The 18,248-nt window shown below is 44.0% G+C and carries 17 protein-coding genes; 7 read left to right on the top strand and 10 right to left on the bottom strand.

The genetic code is table 11. From position 1 onward, the window contains the following. Positions 1 to 24: 24 nt before the first annotated feature. The 9 genes from flgJ to flgB all read right to left on the bottom strand — a co-directional run bounded on the left by flgJ (position 25) and on the right by flgB (position 7,457). Positions 25 to 999 (bottom strand): flagellar assembly peptidoglycan hydrolase FlgJ, encoded by a 975-nt coding sequence (flgJ, locus tag AC13DA_RS14235; RefSeq protein ID WP_284450578.1) that lies wholly within the window; start codon positions 997 to 999, stop codon positions 25 to 27. A gap of 2 nt (positions 1,000 to 1,001) precedes the next feature. Then, complete coding sequence (locus tag AC13DA_RS14230) at positions 1,002 to 2,093, bottom strand: flagellar basal body P-ring protein FlgI (RefSeq protein ID WP_007144593.1); 1,092 nt, start codon at positions 2,091 to 2,093, stop codon at positions 1,002 to 1,004. 12 nt (positions 2,094 to 2,105) lie between these two features. Continuing rightward, complete coding sequence (locus tag AC13DA_RS14225; protein ID WP_284450579.1) at positions 2,106 to 2,813, bottom strand: flagellar basal body L-ring protein FlgH; 708 nt, start codon at positions 2,811 to 2,813, stop codon at positions 2,106 to 2,108. 133 nt (positions 2,814 to 2,946) lie between these two features. Next, positions 2,947 to 3,732: a flagellar basal-body rod protein FlgG gene (flgG, locus tag AC13DA_RS14220; RefSeq protein WP_007144591.1), complete on the bottom strand. Its 786-nt coding sequence runs from the start codon at positions 3,730 to 3,732 to the stop codon at positions 2,947 to 2,949. Between the two features lie 47 nt (positions 3,733 to 3,779). After that, a complete protein-coding gene (flgF, locus tag AC13DA_RS14215; protein WP_284450580.1) occupies positions 3,780 to 4,523 on the bottom strand; it encodes a flagellar basal-body rod protein FlgF in 744 nt (247 codons plus the stop codon). Positions 4,524 to 4,575: 52 nt separating this feature from the next. Then, positions 4,576 to 5,931 (bottom strand): flagellar hook protein FlgE, encoded by a 1,356-nt coding sequence (gene flgE / locus AC13DA_RS14210; protein ID WP_007144589.1) that lies wholly within the window; start codon positions 5,929 to 5,931, stop codon positions 4,576 to 4,578. A gap of 11 nt (positions 5,932 to 5,942) precedes the next feature. Then, positions 5,943 to 6,620, bottom strand: a complete 678-nt coding sequence (locus AC13DA_RS14205) for a flagellar hook assembly protein FlgD (protein WP_007144588.1) — start codon at positions 6,618 to 6,620, stop codon at positions 5,943 to 5,945. A gap of 13 nt (positions 6,621 to 6,633) precedes the next feature. Continuing rightward, positions 6,634 to 7,047, bottom strand: coding sequence for a flagellar basal body rod protein FlgC (gene flgC, locus AC13DA_RS14200; protein ID WP_007144587.1), 414 nt, complete (start codon positions 7,045 to 7,047; stop codon positions 6,634 to 6,636). Positions 7,048 to 7,052: 5 nt separating this feature from the next. Then, positions 7,053 to 7,457: a flagellar basal body rod protein FlgB gene (flgB, locus tag AC13DA_RS14195; RefSeq protein ID WP_007144586.1), complete on the bottom strand. Its 405-nt coding sequence runs from the start codon at positions 7,455 to 7,457 to the stop codon at positions 7,053 to 7,055. 289 nt (positions 7,458 to 7,746) lie between these two features. Between flgB and AC13DA_RS14190 the strand changes: the two genes are divergently transcribed. From AC13DA_RS14190 to AC13DA_RS14160, 7 genes are read left to right on the top strand one after another with little or no spacing between them, the layout of a single operon-like run. Then, the gene (locus AC13DA_RS14190) at positions 7,747 to 8,280 is read left to right on the top strand and encodes a GspH/FimT family pseudopilin (RefSeq protein ID WP_284450581.1); all 534 of its coding nucleotides are present in this window, start codon (positions 7,747 to 7,749) and stop codon (positions 8,278 to 8,280) included. Further along, positions 8,277 to 8,738 carry a type IV pilus modification protein PilV gene (gene pilV / locus AC13DA_RS14185; RefSeq protein WP_284450582.1) on the top strand — a complete coding sequence of 154 codons (462 nt, stop codon included), beginning with the start codon at positions 8,277 to 8,279 and terminating at the stop codon, positions 8,736 to 8,738. The genes AC13DA_RS14190 and pilV overlap by 4 nt, the downstream gene beginning before the upstream one ends. After that, positions 8,735 to 9,826: a PilW family protein gene (locus AC13DA_RS14180; protein ID WP_284450583.1), complete on the top strand. Its 1,092-nt coding sequence runs from the start codon at positions 8,735 to 8,737 to the stop codon at positions 9,824 to 9,826. The genes pilV and AC13DA_RS14180 overlap by 4 nt, the downstream gene beginning before the upstream one ends. Then, on the top strand, positions 9,823 to 10,347 hold the full coding sequence (locus tag AC13DA_RS14175) for a pilus assembly PilX family protein (RefSeq protein WP_284450584.1): 525 nt from the start codon (positions 9,823 to 9,825) through the stop codon (positions 10,345 to 10,347). The genes AC13DA_RS14180 and AC13DA_RS14175 overlap by 4 nt, the downstream gene beginning before the upstream one ends. A 4-nt stretch (positions 10,348 to 10,351) precedes the next feature. Next, complete coding sequence (locus AC13DA_RS14170) at positions 10,352 to 13,993, top strand: pilus assembly protein (protein WP_482945990.1); 3,642 nt, start codon at positions 10,352 to 10,354, stop codon at positions 13,991 to 13,993. Positions 13,994 to 14,003: 10 nt separating this feature from the next. Further along, positions 14,004 to 14,297, top strand: coding sequence for a hypothetical protein (locus AC13DA_RS14165; RefSeq protein WP_284450519.1), 294 nt, complete (start codon positions 14,004 to 14,006; stop codon positions 14,295 to 14,297). After that, positions 14,290 to 14,691 carry a type IV pilin protein gene (locus tag AC13DA_RS14160; protein WP_284450518.1) on the top strand — a complete coding sequence of 134 codons (402 nt, stop codon included), beginning with the start codon at positions 14,290 to 14,292 and terminating at the stop codon, positions 14,689 to 14,691. The genes AC13DA_RS14165 and AC13DA_RS14160 overlap by 8 nt, the downstream gene beginning before the upstream one ends. A 67-nt stretch (positions 14,692 to 14,758) precedes the next feature. Here AC13DA_RS14160 and AC13DA_RS14155 read toward each other — a convergent pair whose 3' ends face one another. Then, positions 14,759 to 18,082, bottom strand: a complete 3,324-nt coding sequence (locus AC13DA_RS14155) for a retention module-containing protein (protein ID WP_284450517.1) — start codon at positions 18,080 to 18,082, stop codon at positions 14,759 to 14,761. Positions 18,083 to 18,248: the final 166 nt, after the last annotated feature.

The raw sequence follows: 18,248 nt of genomic DNA, 5'->3' as shown, positions 1-18,248 counted from the left end.
ATGCTCCTTAACTCGTCAGCGTGATTATGCATGGTCTGACTCCAGCGAAATTCGTGCCAGAATGTCACTATTCATAATACGTTTAATTTTGTCGGAATAATTAGGGTCGGTTGCAAAGCCGGCTTTTTGCAATTGTTCAACAAAGGCATCAGCATTACCCGTGTGTTTTAATGCATCACGGTAGCGAGGCTGAGTTTGCAGAAACTCAATATAGTCATTGAAACTATCCTGATATGACTCATAAGAGCGGAACTGAGACGCTTCGTTATAAGCCTTACCATCACGATATTCGAGTGCCACTTTACTGACACTATCACCAGTCCAACTTTTACCAGCCTTGATATTGAACAGATTGAAACTTGTTTCTCCAGCCTTATCTTTGAGAACATACTTGCCCCAGCCTGTTTCTAAAGCCGCTTGAGATAAAATTACCTCAGGTGCAACACCAATTTTATCTGCAGCCTGTTGTGCATAAGGCCAGAGTGTTTTTACAAAATCTTGAGGTGTGTCAAAGACCACGGCACCAATATCTTTCAATTCTGTTGTCGAATCTGTGTCGATGTTTTCAGCGTGAATATCACGTATCTGCTTTAACATCAGCTCGTTTACTTTTTTAGCAAGAGCAGGTCTTATCGTTACTGTGTCGTAACTATAGCTCTGGCCCGTTTTGGCTGGCTGAGCTGACTGGAGCTGATAACTCCCCAACTGTTGGATAATTGCTTCCTGTAGTCCGAGCCCACCACGCATAGATAAATCAGAAGCCAGTTGTTGGTCAGCCATATCCTGATACATTTTGCTTTGGGATGAGTCAAATACCCCGTCACCTAGACTTGCCTGACGCATCGACTTCAGCATCATATTGATAAATAGTGACTCAAACTGACCGGCAACCTGCTTCAACGTTTGCTGACTATCCACCTCTTTTACCGCTTGTTCGCGTAGTTGGTTCAGGCCGTGAAAGTCAACTGCTGACCGGGCAATATTAGACTCATAAGCCATCGCTAAATAACCACTAAGTCAGCCTTAAGTGCGCCGGCCTGTTTCAATGCTTCGAGGATAGCCACTAAATCACCAGGCGCCGCACCAACCTGATTAACCGCACGTACAATTTCATCGAGCGATACCCCAGGATTAAAGACAAACATCCGGCTATTTTCTTCCGTAATATTAATATTATAGTTAGGCGTTACAACCGTCTGTCCTTGCGAAAAAGGTTCTGGCTGACTGACTTCTGGGTTAGCCGAGATAGTGACCGATAAATTACCATGCGTCACTGCAGCAGGGCTCACCCGCACATGCTGCCCAATTACAATCGTGCCACTACGTGAGTTGACCACAACTCTGGCGGGCGCTTCACCTGGATTCAACTCTAAATTCTCGATTAAGGACATAAATGGAACACGCTGATTAGGATCCCGCGGCGCGTTCACTTTGACCGAAGACGCATCCATCGAAAACGCCGTATTTTTGCCTAATGTATGGTTAATGGCATCACTTAATCGACTGGCCGTAGTGAAATCGGGACTGTGTAGATTAAGAATAATAGAATCCCCAACATTCAATGCATTTCTGACGGCTCGCTCAACTGTTGCCCCATTCGGTACCCGCCCGGCACTGGGAATATTGACCGTTAACCTTGAACCATCAGCAGCATCAGCGCCAAAACCGCCGACAATTAAATTGCCTTGTGCCATGGCATAAATTTGTCCATCAGCCCCTTTTAATGGCGTCATTAATAAACTGCCACCGCGAAGACTCTTGGCATCACCCAATGAGGAAACAGTAATATCAATGGTTTGACCGGGCTTAACAAACGGCGGTAAATCGGCATGTACAGACACGGCCGCCACGTTTTTACTTTTAGGGTCAGTGCCCGGTGGGATATTAATCCCCATTTCCACTAACATGTTTCTTAGGCTTTGTCCGGTGAACTTTGTCTTATCGCCCGTGCCATTGAGACCCACCACCAATCCATAACCAATTAATTGGTTACTACGCACGCCAGCAATGGAGGCCAGATCTTTAACCCGTTCGGCGCAGGCAAGGCCTGAACTCACTAATAATGCGAATGCAATAAATACTCTGAACTTCATAACTTTTACCCTTTAAAAAGGCATCAATGCGCTAACAAAGAATCGACTTAACCAGCCCATCACATTGGCATCATTAGTCGGGCCATCCCCCACATAAGAAATCTGAGCATCGGCAATGCGAATAGACGAAATAGAATTATCTGCCTCGATATCTCTTGGACTAATCATCCCTGACAAACGTATGTATTCATTACCTTGATTTATGGTAATCACTCGCTCACCTCGAATGACCATGTTGCCATTGGGTAATACTTCAACCACCGACACACTAATATTGCCGGTCAATTTATTATTCTGATCACTATCGCCAGCACCTTTAAACGCACTGTTTGAATTCAAGCCGAAAGCTAAGTTGTTATCCTTTGTATTAGCTAACGGTAGTTGGCCGGGGAGATTAAATTGTGGTGTTGTTCCAAACAAGGTTGGATTATCAATGGAATTATTATTCGACTTATCCACTGTTGTTTCCGTCTCTTTTTCAGCGTCAGTCTGTTCTTCCAACTTCACCGTCAAAATATCGCCTACGCGTCTCGCACGATAATCTTCAAACAGGGAAATATTATTGCGTGCGTCAAAAATGGCACCGTCATAATTATCTTGCGGCTCAATCGGAGCTGGACGTACCGCAGCAAATGCAGGGTCTCGTTTAACCTCATTGTTGTAGCAGCCGGTTAACATTGCCACAGCAATAAACACTAAAAATGGGGCAATTGTCTTCATTTTGACACTCCGAAAAAATACGTACTTCACCTAGAAAGTGAAGCAGAGTTCATGCCAAAAAAAATGAAAAACCAAGAAGGTGAAAAAGAAAAGGGCTACTTGGTGGGGGACAACAAGTAGCCCGAAGCTATGACTAAAGGTTCTGACTGGCGTACTGCAGCATTTGATCAGATGTAGAAATGGCTTTTGAATTCATTTCATACGCACGCTGAGTTTCAATCATATTGATCAGCTCTGTTACTACATTAACATTCGATGTTTCCAGCGCTCCGCCAACGGTCTGACCAAACCCATCCAACCCAGGTGTACCGGTAATGGGGGTGCCACTTGCTCCGGTTTCCTGAAACAAATTTTCACCTATTGGTTGCAAACCCGTCGGATTCACAAAGTCGGCTAACTCAATATTGCCGACAATCGTTGGTGTCGCCGTACCAGGCTGAGTCACACTTACCGTACCATCAGACCCTACCGTAATACTTTGTGCATCTGCTGGAATCGTAATAGCTGGCTCTAAGGGGTTACCATTCGACATCACAACCTGACCATCAGAGTTAAGTTGAAACGTACCATCACGTGTATAAGACAGCGTTCCATCTGGCATTAAAATCTGAAAAAAGCCTCGGCCATTAATGGCAATGTCCAATGCTTGTTCAGTTTGGATAATATTACCTTGAGTATGTAATTTTTCCGTCGCAACCGTTCTGACACCTGTACCAATCATCAAGCCTGATGGCAGTTGTGTACTTGTTGAAGATTGTGCCCCTGGCTGTCTTATTGTTTGATATAACAAATCTTCAAACACCGCTCGGTCTTGTTTAAACCCGGTTGTATTAACGTTAGCCAGATTATTGGAAATAACTGACATACGTGTTTGCTGGGCATCTAGGCCAGTTTTGGCAATCCACAAAGCCTGATTCATAATCGTCTCCTGAAGTCTTATGCAATCGTCGTGTTAACGCTAATTGCTTAAGTACTTATCTGCATTAAACGTGCCGATGCTGCACTGTTTTCTTGTGTTGTATCCATCATTTTGACTTGCATTTCATACTGTCGCTGCAACTCGATCATATTAACCAGAGCACCTACCGCATTGACATTACTGCCCTCTAAAGTACCGGAGGCAACTGTGACCGTCGCATCTAAAGGTGCTTCAGAACCATCCTGCATCCGCATAAGGCCATCTGAATCCTTAAACACTTGTTGCAAATCTGGTTTGACTAATTTAATCCGGTCTAATACGGCAAGTGCATTTGCCGCTTCGCCTATAGGACGGATAGAAATCGTTCCATCACTGCCGATATCAATTGTTTGGGCTGGGGGAATAGCTATCGGCCCCCCCTCACCCATCACGGCAAGACCGGTACCTGTAACCAATTGTCCCGCTTCCGTCACATGAAGATCACCAGCACGCGTGTAACCCTCACGACCATCTTTACCCTGAACAGCAATAAAGCCTTCACCTTGAACAGAAATATCCAGATCACGTCCAGTAGATTGAATAGACCCTGTTTGGTAATCGGTTTGTGGTCGCTCCAGCATTGAATAAACACGGCTAGGTAAACCTTCGCCAAATACCGGCATACTTCTAAACTGTTCAAAGTCCGCCCGAAAACCAGTGGTATTCACATTTGCCAAATTATTGGCGTTAGCTGCTTGGGCCAACATAGTCTGTTGAGCCCCGTTCATGGCGATATATAAGCTACGGTCCATTATTTCTGCCCTCAATGCGCTGTCAGAGACAGCGCACTTTTAAAGAAAAACGTTATCGCAGGTTGATAATGGTCTGAGTAATGGCGTTATTTGTCTCGATCGCTTTAGAGTTAGCCTGGAAGTTACGTTGTGCAGTAATCAGTCCCACCAGCTCAGCCGTCAAATCAACATTGGATGTTTCTAATGCACCCGCCTGAATTTGACCAAAACTACCTGTTGCAGCTTCTCCTGCAATGACCGGGCCAGAATCTGTGGTTTCTTTCCAGGCAGTACTACCAATTTTGTTCAGCGCCTGAGGATTAGCAAAGTTACCCATAGCAATTTTCCCGATAGGGATCGCTTGACCATTACTATAGTTAGCTCTGATTAAGCCTTCTTCACTCACATCCACCCCAGTCAGACGACCAGTTGGGAAACCATTAACAGTGAGAGCCCCCACATTAAAACTGCCAGAGTTCTGGGTTGAGCCGTTAAGCGATAATGTAATTGTTTGCGTTTCGGCACCACTCATCCACTCAGTCGCCCCACCATCAGTGAAGGTGAGAGCAATGGGATCAATACCTGCAGTACTTGGATCAGCATCAACCTGATTCAATGTGCCATCAGCATTAAAACTAATACGGGCATCCGTTTCTAGAGCATAGGGAACCCCATCCGTACCACCTTTGACTTCACCACCATCAACGTAAACAGCCATTTGCCATTGGTTATCACCCACAGGGACACCGCCATCTAATGCCGCCTCATCGATATGCTGGTAATAGGTAGTCACGATATGTTCATTACCGAGTGAATCATAAATTGTTGCTGAGGTTGTATAGCTGTAGGTTGTATCGTCGGTTGGGTCGATGGCTAAAATCCCCCCAGTACCACTATCAATAATCCCATCAGATGTAGAGGGTAAATTGGTGGCGATTTTCAACTCTGTAGTCGCTTCAGGTGCACCAACAGATGCCGGTAATTGAATAGGCGATGTCGCATTCATACTGGTTGCTGAAATGTTACCTTGCTCATCCACAGGGAAAGTTCTTAGATACCAACCTTCATTTGAGACAATATATCCATCTTTATCAACACCGAACTCACCTGCCCGAGTGTAAATAACCTCACCACTGTCGAGTTCGGGAGCTAAGGCAAAAAAGCCTTGTCCACTTATCGCCAAATCTAACGAATTGTCCGTGAACTCAAGATTGCCTTGGTTAAACTGCTGAGCCACATTTTGTAATACAGCACCACTACCAATGGCTGTTTGATTGGTTGATCCAAAGGCTGAAACGGCAAAAACGTCACCAAACTCTGCACGAGACATCTTAAAGCCGGTCGTGTTGACGTTAGCAATATTGTTTGATTTGACGTTTAGATCGGCTGTTGCCGCATTCAAACCACTTAAAGCTGTGCTAAATGACATAAGATATTCTCCTAAAGAATTTCAACAACTTCACTAAATGACGCCGAACCAATTCCGGCCAGATTCACTATCAATCCATCGGTCGAACTGATTGATACGCTCGACACCTGAGCTAAAACACCGGTAGCAAAAGCTGTATTGGAGCCATCAACCGTACCCGAGGCTTTAAATTGATAAACACCTTCCGGCATAGCTTCACCATTATCATCAAAGCCATCCCAAGTGAAATCGGTATAACCTGAGGCTGAGCCCATGTCGATAGTACGTACTACAACACCCGCCTCGTCATAAATTTTCACTTTCAAATCTGTAACAGGATCGGCAACATTTATCCGACCGGATAAACCATCTGTTGCTGTTAAGTTACCTATTGATGAGGGGATTAGCACTGTTCGCCCAACTAATGATGATCCCTGCAATGCCTGATTAGATTGCATCGAATTGGCAAAAGTAGAAAAAGAATCCTGCAAGTCAGATAAGCCTGTTACCTGAGCAAAAGACGCTATTTGCCCAAGAAAATCACCATTTTCCATGGGATTCATCGGGTCCTGATACTTTAACTGCGTTGTCATCAGGGACATAAAATCTTCCATCCCCAGTGTGCCAGCATCTTTATTTTTTTCTTCTGTTGAACTAGTCGAGTTCAAGAATGCATACGGGTTGTTATCGTTAATTCCGCTCACAGCCATCTCTCACCCCTCCTTATTGCCCTAACTGTAATGTTCTTAACAGCAATTGTTTTGAGGTATTCGCGATTTCAACGTTGTTTTGATAGGAACGTGACGCGGACATCATATTTGCCATTTCGGTAATCGGATCCACATTTGAGTGGAAAATATAGCCATCTTCATTTGCCATTGGGTGGCTCGGGTTATATTCCTGCCTGACAGGAGCCTGACTTTCGACAATGCCCTGAACTTGAACAGCGCCCTGCTTATAACCTTCTTGAGCATTATCCAACACGGTTGCAAACACAGGTTGTCTGGCTTTATACGTCTGATTAATGCTACTGCTGACACTATCGACGTTGGCGAGATTACTTGCCGTTGTATTCAGACGTAGAGACTGAGCACTCATACCGCTTCCGGCAATATCAAAAATATTAAATAACGACATAGTGCCTATTCTCCTTTCAGTGCCCGTGTCAGCGAGTTGAACTTACCACCCAAAAATTGCAGGCTGGCCTGATACTGAACAGCATTCTGCATAAATTGTGCCTGCTCCACTTCTTCATCGACACTATTGCCATCTAAAGAATCCTGTGTTGCTACCCGGTATTGAATCGGTCCCATCAAACCATTAGATTCCGGGTTTGTGGAATAGTGTTTTTGATTAGTCGTGTTTAATTGACCAGGCGCTGACCCCGTCATCGCATTATTCAAAGCTTCCCTAAAATCAATATCTTGGGCTTTATAATTAGGCGTATCGGCATTGGCCATATTGGTGGCAAGTAGCTCAGCACGCTGTGAACGCACGCGTAATGCATCAGCATGAATTCCAATTGCACTATCAAAATTAATCGGCATTTATACGCCTCCATCCTCATTTACAATTGTCATTCAGCATTTAACGTGCCAACTAAACTAACTGTATGAATTGCCGATAAGTCACCATGAGTTCGGCAATGTAGTGGTCGAAATTAGCGGCAAAGATTTCCCCCTATTGCCGCCTTGTTGTTACACTAAAAACGACGATATGACTGATATTCACAGTTTTTTTTCAAATATGAGACAAGCCCCACAAAGTCTATTGATTGAAACTTGACTGAGAAAATAAATAAGGCTAAAACCGATCCCATGGAGAGGGCTGAATAAAGTGGTAAAAGACAAATTTAATCAAGGATTTACTCTAGTTGAATTGATGGTAACTCTCGCGGTCGCCGCCATCATATTAGCTATTGCTGCCCCGAGTTTTTCTCAAATGATTCGAGACCACCGTCTTATCACCACAGCAAATGATTTTATGGGCACCATGCAACTGGCACGCAGCGAAGCCATCAGAAGAGGCATTCAAGTCACCATGCTACCAATTACGAATGGTGACTGGAGTAGTGGCTGGAATGTATTTACTGACTGGGATGCTGATGAGTCGCTTGGAGATGTTGGGGCCGTTTGTGCAGAGAATCAAGACTGCTTTCTTTCCCAACAAAATGCCTTGGACAACGTTACGTCAGTCGCTGCTGGGAATACAGGCAGTGGATTTCGGTTTATGCCGACAGGTGAAATTCTCTCCACATTAGGTTTTCCAAATGGCAATATCACTTTTTGCTCGACAGGCAGCAATGAAAGAATTATTACCGTGAACCAGTCTGGTAGTAGCAGAATTTCTATCGGGAATGTTTGCCCATGATGAGACGTCAACAAACAGGCTTTACCTTACTAGAAGTCATGGTGGCAGTATTTGTCTTAGCTATAGGTTTACTTGGTATGGCACATTTACAAGTCACCACCCTGAAGGCTAACTCAACCGCAGGCCTCAAAACCCAGGCCAATATTCTTGCTGGCAGCATACTAGAACGCATGAAAGCCAATACCACGGCAGCCTATGCTAAAAATTATGACATCCTTTTTAATGGGGCCACGCCAGCTGGCAATAGTGTTTCTGATACGGATGTTCGAGAATGGCGAGCGGCTTTAGCAGCCTATCTTCCTGCTGGTGAGGGACAAATTGTGTGCGGCAACTTTCTTGTGAACCAGCCCTTCATTTGTACGATTACGGTGAGGTGGTCAGATATTCAAATTGGTGATGACAATACTAATTATGGTGACTATGCGACCTCGACAATGATTCTGGAAAGTGCAATATGAATAAAGAAAAAGGGTTTTCTCTCGTCGAATTGATGGTGGCACTCGTCATAGGCCTTTTACTGATTGCTGGGGTAATAGAGTTATTCGTTAGTACGCGTCAAACCTATCGTGTACAAGATATGAAAGCGCGCATGCAAGAAGATGGACGCTATGCAATTCATCACATTTCATCGCTTTTAGACCGAGCCGGTTACGTTGGTTGCAATTCAATTCCTACAGGGGATAGAGGGGTTACAGGTAGAAATTCAGGGGGTACAGGAAGAACTGTAGTCAATAATCTGAACACGGCAAATAATTATTTCTGGGACATGAAGGGTGCCCCAGTCTTAGGCCACGAAGCCGATAATAACGGTGGCTGGTCTCCCGCATTACCTGCTGGAATCAATCAAGCGATAGCAGGTAGTGATGTATTTACCTTACGTACAGTGAGCAATGTCTTTATTGAAGTGAGTCATTTCGATAGCAGTGTAGGTCCCTCTGCTCCAGTTAAAATTCCACAGGATAATCCTCTGGATAAATGTGATCCGGCGACAGAGGCGAAGCCCGGTGACTGTGCCAATATCGTGATTGCTTCTGACTGCGAAAAAAGCGTTATTTTTCAGGTGACCAACGATCCCTCTGTAGACGGCAATCTTCAACATGAAACAGGTATCGGTACTCCTGGAAATAGTAGAGTTGACTTGGGACTATCTGGCCTAAGTCAGGGCTGGTTAAATACCATCACTACACATACTTTTTTTATTCGAAATGGCCCCAGCAATTACCCTTCTCTTTATCAGATGGTGCTGGGAAAAGCTCCCGATGTACTTATTGAAGGTGTCGAACAGATGCAGGTGGAGTATGGTGTCGATACCAGTAATAACGGTAGTGTAGACCAATATGTCAAAGCAAATGCAGTGGCTGAGTGGGAGCAGGTGATTAGTGTTCGCATCTCCTTAGTCATGATCAATATCGACCCTCAACAAAATGATAATGTGGCATTAGGGAACGCCGCTTATACCCTTGAGGGCAATGTCATCACCCCGAATGACGGCAGGTTAAGGCAAGTCTTTACCAAAACGATAACGCTCAGGAACCGTATATTATGAAAACCCAGCAGTCAGGTGCGGCCTTGATTGTCAGTCTTATTATGCTGTTATTACTCACCATGATAGGTATCTTCGCCATGCGTACAGGCATCATGGAAGAAAAAATGGCAGCTAATCAAATTGACAGAGATATAGCGTTTAAAGCAGCTGAAGTGGCATTACGAGCCGGTGAAGGTACCGTCTTAAACTGGGTTAATCTGCCAATTTGTTCCGATACTGGTGCCCCCGGGTGTTGGACCAAGCAATCTATGGATCCTGTCGGCACAGATGCGACCCCTTGGTGGCTTCAACGTAATGCCGCCTGGTGGGCTGCAAATGGCACAGCCGCCACCCAACCACAAGGTGCTGTCAACCCACCACGTTATGTCATTGAAGAAATTATAAAACCCGGAAATAGTAACGGTAATAAGCCTCGTGACCAGCAACAAGGTGGCGCTAAGTTCTACCGCGTTACTGCCCGCGGTGTGGGTGGCTCAGTGCAATCCGTGGTCCTTTTACAGTCTGTCGTTCGTATGAGGTAAAAATATGAATAAATTATCCTCTTTCACAGCGCTCGTATTATTAAGTATTTACTCGCTGACATCTTCAGCAGCTAATCTCAACATCAGTAATGTGCCACTTTATCTCGGTGGTGTGGTTGCTCCGAATATCATGTTTACACTCGATGATTCAGGCTCCATGCAGTGGGAAGTCATGCCTGATGAGAACGTACATTATGGAAACTACCTGTTTCCGAGACCATCTAATTTGTACGGCGGCGCGACATACAGCAACCAAATTGCAAATTTTGATGATGACAACGTACACAACTTCTTCTCACGCTCATCCGCCAATAATGCTGTGTTCTACAATCCTGATGTGACTTACGTTCCTTGGAGCAAGGCTGATGGCTCCAGTATGGGAAATGCCAATCCATCAGCAGCGCTATATAATCCGGCCGATCCTTCTCGTGGAAGCATCAACTTAAAAAACCAACAAACACAATATGCATGCTGGTTCAAACATGGCAGTAGCCTTGGTAGTGCTTATGGCGATCCATGCAATGGTAACCATAGTTTTTGGCCCATCACATACTATAAATATAATGGAAGTGCTTCAGACTCAGAGGCTCTACGGTTGGATCGCTCCCGCTACACAAGAGTCAGAATTACCGACGCCACTTCTGCCAGTACAACCTTCACTAGTCCAAACGGTACGACTCGAACTCGTGATGAAGAAATACAAAACTTTGCTAATTGGTTTCAATATTATCGTTCAAGAATTTTGACAGCTCGAGCTGGCGTAGGCCGTGCATTTGCCACCCAATCTGAAAATTCACGTGTCGGTTTTGCTGCAATAAACGAGGGTAGCCGCACTATCGATGGTGTAAGCAGTAACAGAGCCCTCATCAAAGGTGTTAGAAAATTTAGTGGTACGAATAGGACAGCATTTTTCGATAACCTCTACGATCATGTAATCAATAATAACGGTACACCACTCAGGTCTGCTGCAGACAGCGTAGGCCAATACTTCGAAAGAACCGACAACAGAGGACCATGGGGAGCAACCCCAGGTACTGATGACTCCTCTGCTCACCTGACTTGTCGTCAGAGCTATCATATTCTCACTACAGATGGCTACTGGAATGGTGGAAGCCCAGGACTTGGAAATGTCGATAATAGCAACGGCACCACCATCAGTGGTCCCAATGATGACGATTATACGTACATTGCATCTCCCCCTTTCTCTGACTCATGGTCAAATACACTGGCTGATACAGCCATGCACTACTGGAAACGGGATCTTCGGACAGACTTAGAAAATGAAGTACCAACCAACACGGAAGATCCAGCATTTTGGCAACACATGGTCACATTCACCGTGGGGCTCGGGGTCAAAGGCTCACTCGATCCAGAGAATGATTTAGACGCGCTTTCAGCCACCCCTCCGACCAAATCATGGCCTGACCCGGGAAGTTCAAACCCAGCAAAAATAGATGATTTATGGCATGCTGCAGTCAATAGTCATGGTAATTTTTTCAGTGCTGCTGATCCTGATGAGTTTGCCGAATCACTTGCTGGCATTTTACAAAATATCACATCTAGAACTTCGTCGTCCGCAGCGGTTGCCGTTAACTCTGGTGCCATAACTAGTGATAGTAAAGTCTATCAAGCCCGTTTTAACAGTGGAGATTGGACGGGGCGATTACTAGCCTTTGGCTTCGACGACGATGGACAATTATTGCCTTCAGAACTGTGGGATGCTGCTAATAAAATTCCAAGTGCTAATCAACGAGTGATATTTACCTCTGATGGTAATAATGGATATGCATTTGACTGGAATGCATTGAATTCTAGTCAAAAATTATTATTAGGCAGCGAAGATGTATTGAATTATCTTCGTGGTAACCAATCGAAAGAACAGAGTAAATCTGAGGGTATCTATAGAACACGAACTAAATTACTTGGCGATATTATTAATTCCTCTCCAGTGTTACTTGGTCCTCCTAGATCAGATTATTACGATCAATGGGGCAATAGATCAGAAGATGATGAGCCAGAAGATTCTGTCCTATATTCTGAGTTTGTAAGCACCTATCTGAACCGAACCGCTATGATTTATGTAGGGGCGAATGATGGGATGTTGCATGCGTTTGATGCTGATTCTGGAGTTGAAAAGTTTGCCTATGTGCCCAATAGTGTCTATGACAACTTGAAAGAATTATCATCCCCCAGCTACTCACACAAATATTACGTTGATGCCAGTCCAACAGTTGTCGATGCCTTTTTTGATGGCCGTTGGCATACTGTACTTGTTTCAGGGCTTGGAGCTGGAGGTCAAGGCTATTTTGCATTAGATATCACCGACCCTTCGACGTTTTCAAACGAAACAGAAGCGGCAAACAATGTTTTGTGGGAGTTTACCGATAAAAATGATCCCGATATGGGATACACCATGGGACAGGCAAATATTGTTCGTTTGAATAACGGTAAATGGGCGGCCTTATTTAGTGGCGGCTACAACAATATTTTTGATAATGACGCTGATGGCAGTGCAAATAACGCTAGCCATGATAGTGAAGATGGAAATGGTTATATCTATATCGTAGATTTAGAAACGGGTAACCTAATTCGGAAGTTTGATACGCAAACGGGCAAGAATGAGGATCCAACTCAACAATTTCGACCTAATGGTATCGCCACACCAACGGCTATAGATACAAACCAGGATGGAACCACCGATCTTATTTATGCAGGTGATATGTTTGGTAATGTATGGAGCGTTGAAATAGGAAGTAATGATAAGAATGACTGGGACTTTACTTACAGAGATGCTGATACCAATAAACCACTGCCTTTATATTCGGCCTGCTTCGGAACAACCTGTAATAAAGACAACATTCAACCAATTACAACCCCACTGAAAGTAGAGTTACACAACGAGAAAAATGGCTATTTACTTTTATTTGGTACCGGTAAATATTTTGAAGTTGGCGACAATACCCCTATTGACCAGGTTACACAAAGTTTTTACGCAATTTGGGATCCGAGAGTATATGATGCCGATACATCATCCTATACACGTTATGCTTTTTCTCGAGACCAACTTAATAAGAGAACAATGGCTGAATTTACGATTTTAGGCACTAACTATCGAACAATATCAGCCTCAGAATCAGATAAAATTATCAACTGGGGTACGGCTACCAGTGATGACCGAGGCTGGTATGTTGACTTAGTGAGTGCCTCTTCCGGTGAAAATAGTGGTGAAAGACAAGTTTCTGAAGCCATTATCAGAGACGAAAAAGTGATCTTTACGTCACTGGTTCCCTCAGAAGATGCATGTGACTTTGGTGGTAGTAGTTGGTTAATGGAATTAGACTATTACACAGGACTACCTTTGAACTATCAGCCACTGGATATCAATGGTGATGGCGTTATTGATGCAAATGATCTCTATATAGATACTGATGGTGACGGTGAGCCAGATACTGAGGTGCCAGTTGTCGCAGGTAAAGGCTATGATAGCATTATTTCTCCCCCCAAAATCAGTAGACGAGTTCCAGGTTCTGGTTCTACCGAAGTGAAGTTTATGAGCGATGCCGAGACAGGCGAACTTATTTTAGAAGAAGAATCTGCGAGTCAGGATGCAATAGGAAGACGATCTTGGATACAACTGACTGATTGAGGACATATGTATGTTTAAAAAAAATTATTTAACCATCCTCTCTGTGTTATTAATACCAATGTCAGTATTTGCACAGACTTTTAGTCAGAGTGGAACAGTAACGGACTCATCGCTATCCTCAGATAGATTAGTGATTTCTAATCAAGAGTATCTTATCGACCATAATACGGTTGTGCATGGTCTTGCGCCACAAGGTGAAAAAGGCCCTATTGTGAATGAAGACACAGCTATAGGTTTTAACACGAGTCGTGGTGCTGATGGCGAGCCCCCCTATATCACTGAAATATGGTTATTAAATGAATAAAACAATATATAGAGAAAATGGTTTTACACTCATCGAATTGATGATTGTTGTTGTCATTCTCGGTATTTTGGCTGCCATTGCCTATCCATCCTATCAAGAGCAAGTCAGGCAAACTCGACGAGCTAATGCTCAAGCTGACTTAATGGAATTGGCGAGTTATATGGAGCGCTATTACACAGAAAACTTCACTTATGCAGGTGCTGATAACACTCTACCTTTTAATCAATCGCCTAAGACGGGAACAGCGTATTACATTATTGCAGCTAACCCTGCTCCAACAGCGACAGCTTATACCTTAGTTGCAACGGCTCAGGGATCTCAAGCTAATGATGCTAACTGCACACCTCTAACAATTACTCAAACAGGTGCTACTGGTCCTGTCGGTTGTTGGTAACTGTTATTCAGTATGCAAATAAAAAAGCCGACTAATGTCTGCTTTTTTATTCTTCTCAAATCCTGACTTAACTTTGATCTACTTGAATCTGACCGCTAGTAATCAAAGAGTTGATAATGTCTGCGTTAGACATACCTGACGCATCACTGCCTACCAGTTGATCAATACTGGTATTTTGTAAGGTGATTGTCTGCGTCATATCACCGCCATCACCATCTGGTGTTAGAGAAAGCACAACGTCATTACCTTGTTCAGCGACAGAAATATAGTCGGTGATATCATTGCTCTCTTCTCCCTGAAGAATATCAGAAAGATCTAAGCTATCACCTTCAGTTCCATTGAAGTCAGTCACAATATCATTAGCAGGTGTAGCTGCAGTTCCTTGATCACCATTGTGCCAAACAAATAAATCAGCACCCTCACCACCGGTTAAGATGTCATTGCCACCACCGCCAACTAGCGTATCGTTACCTTCACCACCGAGGAGAATATGCTCACCGTCACCACCAACGAGGATGTCATCACCAGCTCCGCCATCTAATGTTTCCGTAACCGTGGGATTGTCTTGAACTGTACCTGAGCTACCACCATTAGTCGTATCAGGCTCATATGTACCATCTAGGCTTGTGCCATCATTAAAAGAGACGGTAAAAGGTACTTCCTGTCTGCCAAAATCATCGCCAGTGGTCATGCCTCGACCATCAGTATCAATACCAAAAGTCAGAGTATCTTCATGGGTAAAAGTACCAGGCTTAAACTGGATCACTAATTCATTAGTGTCACCATCGGTAACCATCTGAATATCATCGCTAGAGATAGTCGAACCATCACCTAAAGTAAATTTATAACTATCCTGACCAACCTGATCAAAAATAGCATTGTAGTCAGCAAGCGAGATACGAATTTCAGTTACATATAATCCGGCAGCAGCTGCAATTGCTGACGCAGTTAAAGCAAATGAAAATTGATTATTACCCGTACCAGTGGCTCCTGACTCAACAGTAGCTGTCACTGTTCTTGAGCCAGCGTCATAGCTACCACCTATTCCACCAATCAGTACATCATTTCCAGCGCCGCCAGAAATAAAATCAACATCATTGCCACCGATCAGAATTTCATCCCTAAATGAACCTTCAAGGATACTGCCATTGACGTGTGTAACAGAAACATTCGCAGAGTCTGTCTGACCACCAGCTTGGTTCTGATAACTAAAGCTACCGCCATTACTGTCTGTATCATTGAAAGTAACACTGTTGCCATTCACAGAGGCAGTATCTGTAGTCGATGTCGCGTCTGTCAGGGTATACGTTTCACCATCGGCACCACTGTCATTGGCAAATAAAGCCCAGTCAGGGATATCAACAGAGTCCTGATTAGTAATGACTAAATCATCACTCACCACCAATGTTGATAGATCAACATCGACATCGACTGTGAATGTATTGCTGGCAGTATCACCATCGCCATCAGTAACGGTATAGGTGATCTCTTCTGAGAAGCTACCACTGGCAGAATCACCAACATTGTATGTATATTCACCACTGTCCATATCTACCGTTAAGACACTGCCATTAGCGGTAGTAATTGTCCAGACATGAGTTGTTGTATCAAAGCTTGCTGCAGAACTGCCAGCTGAAGCTGTATTGGTTATCTGATCGAATGTATAGTCAACACCATCAATAGAGATCTGACTAATCCAACCACCATCAGCTCCGGCACTTGAGGGAAAACCACCGTCAAGTAGGTCGCCCGAGACACTGTTGCCGGTCACAGTCTTCAATAATGCATCTGCAAGTTGAGAAAAATCGGTGACGGTAATGACGGGAACATCTGCTTCTTTAACACCATCATAAGCAATGGGCGCAAGCTCATTAGCTACAGCATCAGCGCCCATTCCTAAAGCATAAGATGTCACATCATTGTCAGCTAGAAACTGTTCCCACGCCTGTTGTTCACTGCTGTCAATACCAACACCGATATAATTCCCATCAGCATCTGTTTGATTACTTTCATTAGGCGCACCATCAGACATAAAATAGGCAATGTTCTGTGCACCATCTATCTTACCTGGGTCATTGAAGGCATCAACGGCTTCCGCTAAGGCAGCGTCATAGTTGGTTTCTCCACTCGCAGAGAGCGAGTTGATGATGTCTTTCGCGGTAGCTGTGTCGACCCAAATATTTGTTGCATTCTCAGCACCATTGTTAAATGTCACTAAGTTGACCATGACATCGCCCAACGCTTCGTACTGTTCAATTAAGTTCAGGCTAGACTTGATCATGACTTCCAGTTTTGTCATCCCCTGAAAATCAGTGGTCTCATTCATACTGTTTGAGACGTCAAGAACTAAAAGAAGGTTTGTATTAACCGCCTGACCGACAGATATGGATTCCTGAGCAGGATTAGCAACAGGATTATCATCTTGAACGGTTACATCAAAACTTGCAGAAGATGACTCGCCAGCATTATTGCTGACATTGACATTAATATTAATATTTTCAGCAACCCCATCAACATCACGAATAGGTTTAAGAAGCTCTACTGTATATGAAGCTTGATTATTCGAGATGTCACTTAGTGTGACTGTAAAAATCTGGTTACTTGCATCAGTTGAGTCTGTGCCACTTATGTAGCCAATCAATGTGCCGGTAGAACTATCCCATGCAGTGTCAATGGCTTGACCGTCCAGGGTTAACAAGGTTGTCGTATTTCCGGATGTCGATAGCGAAATACTGCTTAAATCACTTCCGCCCAAATCCAGGCTGATAGTTTGGGTTGATGATGCAGAACCACCAGACTGTCCTTCAGGCAGACCACCTTCAGAAACCAAGCTAGATGGGGCTTCAATAACAATATCGCCAGAAGGAGGCGTAACGGGAGGTATATCCGATTGTTCAGGATCACCATTATCAACAAAAAGTAAATCAGCCTCAGGGAAGTCGAAAGTATTACTAACGCCAATAGTGTCGAAACCTGCTTCAGGAATTTGTTCAGGATTTAGATAATCAATAAACACCGCATCATGGCCTTCGTTGCCATTAGCAGTACCTGCACCAGCAGCAGTCTCCTGACCTACTTGAGTAGGATCTTGACCTTCTAAAATCGCTTGCTGTATGGCATCAACATCGTCAGTAACGGCTTGTTGATTATCCTCGACATCCGTATTTGTTGGATCAAATACTTCAGCATCTAAAAGTGCTTGAGAACTGCGACCCAGATCCATTACGCTGCCATCAGCAAATTCAATCTCAATAGCACCTTCGGCACCTGTTGAAATTAAATCATTGGCATAAACCACATCACCCACTTGTAATGTTCTCACAGAGCCATCCGTGGAGGTGACTGTTACAGCGCCGATAAGCGCTTTTACAACACCAATTTCTGTAGCCATATTTATTCCCCTAATCGCTGAACTGGGAAGACCAGAACGCGTAACTTATTCATCATGGCGTAATATTGCCGTGAGAGCCTCATTTGATCTACTGTACTTTGGTACTAACACATCAGTAAATGTGAATGAGTTCACATTTTTGTGATACTCATTTCGTTAGCAAGTT

This window comes from Methylophaga sp. F-2 (assembly GCF_056859315.1).
Note: the sequence above shows the minus strand (reverse complement) of the source record. Positions and strands in the feature narration are given on the sequence as shown.

What these genes read in the sequence shown, in the direction of transcription:
- flgJ (WP_284450578.1), bottom strand. Translation starts at nt 999, where the DNA reads ATGGCTTATGAGTCTAATATTGCCCGGTCAGCAGTTGACTTTCACGGC.
- AC13DA_RS14225 (WP_284450579.1), bottom strand. Translation starts at nt 2,813, where the DNA reads ATGAAGACAATTGCCCCATTTTTAGTGTTTATTGCTGTGGCAATGTTA.
- flgG (WP_007144591.1), bottom strand. Translation starts at nt 3,732, where the DNA reads ATGAATCAGGCTTTGTGGATTGCCAAAACTGGCCTAGATGCCCAGCAA.
- AC13DA_RS14155 (WP_284450517.1), bottom strand. Translation starts at nt 18,082, where the DNA reads ATGGCTACAGAAATTGGTGTTGTAAAAGCGCTTATCGGCGCTGTAACA.
- AC13DA_RS14175 (WP_284450584.1), top strand. Translation starts at nt 9,823, where the DNA reads ATGAAAACCCAGCAGTCAGGTGCGGCCTTGATTGTCAGTCTTATTATG.
- pilV (WP_284450582.1), top strand. Translation starts at nt 8,277, where the DNA reads ATGATGAGACGTCAACAAACAGGCTTTACCTTACTAGAAGTCATGGTG.
- AC13DA_RS14160 (WP_284450518.1), top strand. Translation starts at nt 14,290, where the DNA reads ATGAATAAAACAATATATAGAGAAAATGGTTTTACACTCATCGAATTG.
- AC13DA_RS14170 (WP_482945990.1), top strand. Translation starts at nt 10,352, where the DNA reads ATGAATAAATTATCCTCTTTCACAGCGCTCGTATTATTAAGTATTTAC.
- flgC (WP_007144587.1), bottom strand. Translation starts at nt 7,047, where the DNA reads ATGTCGTTATTTAATATTTTTGATATTGCCGGAAGCGGTATGAGTGCT.
- AC13DA_RS14180 (WP_284450583.1), top strand. Translation starts at nt 8,735, where the DNA reads ATGAATAAAGAAAAAGGGTTTTCTCTCGTCGAATTGATGGTGGCACTC.
- flgF (WP_284450580.1), bottom strand. Translation starts at nt 4,523, where the DNA reads ATGGACCGTAGCTTATATATCGCCATGAACGGGGCTCAACAGACTATG.
- flgE (WP_007144589.1), bottom strand. Translation starts at nt 5,931, where the DNA reads ATGTCATTTAGCACAGCTTTAAGTGGTTTGAATGCGGCAACAGCCGAT.
- AC13DA_RS14165 (WP_284450519.1), top strand. Translation starts at nt 14,004, where the DNA reads ATGTTTAAAAAAAATTATTTAACCATCCTCTCTGTGTTATTAATACCA.
- AC13DA_RS14205 (WP_007144588.1), bottom strand. Translation starts at nt 6,620, where the DNA reads ATGGCTGTGAGCGGAATTAACGATAACAACCCGTATGCATTCTTGAAC.
- flgB (WP_007144586.1), bottom strand. Translation starts at nt 7,457, where the DNA reads ATGCCGATTAATTTTGATAGTGCAATTGGAATTCATGCTGATGCATTA.
- AC13DA_RS14230 (WP_007144593.1), bottom strand. Translation starts at nt 2,093, where the DNA reads ATGAAGTTCAGAGTATTTATTGCATTCGCATTATTAGTGAGTTCAGGC.